Below are 312 nucleotides of genomic sequence, written 5' to 3'. Positions count from 1 at the left end.
CCTATCCCCTGTTGTCCATGTTCAAAGCCGTCCTGCTCGGACAATGGCACAGCCTCTCCGATCCCGAACTCGAACACAGCCTCATCACCCGCATCGACTTCAACCTGTTTTGCCGTTTTGACGAACTAAGCATCCCCGATTACAGCACCTTATGCCGTTACCGCAATTGGCTGGCGCAAGATAATACCCTGTCCGAATTGCTGGAACTGATTAACCGCCAACTGACCGAAAAAGGCCTAAAAGTAGAGAAAGCATCCGCCGCCGTCATTGACGCCACCATTATTCATACCGCCGGCAGCAAACAGCGCCAGG

The 312-nt window shown here is 53.2% G+C and carries 1 protein-coding gene; it reads left to right on the top strand.

The genetic code is table 11. The annotated features are described in order from the left end of the window. A partial coding sequence (locus ACTHTJ_RS10990) for a transposase (protein ID WP_440361022.1) occupies positions 1–312 on the top strand: 312 nt, incomplete at both ends.

The organism is Neisseria sp. P0018.S001 (assembly GCF_051957355.1).
GTDB classification, from domain to species: domain Bacteria; phylum Pseudomonadota; class Gammaproteobacteria; order Burkholderiales; family Neisseriaceae; genus Neisseria; species Neisseria subflava_A.
Note: the sequence above shows the minus strand (reverse complement) of the source record. Positions and strands in the feature narration are given on the sequence as shown.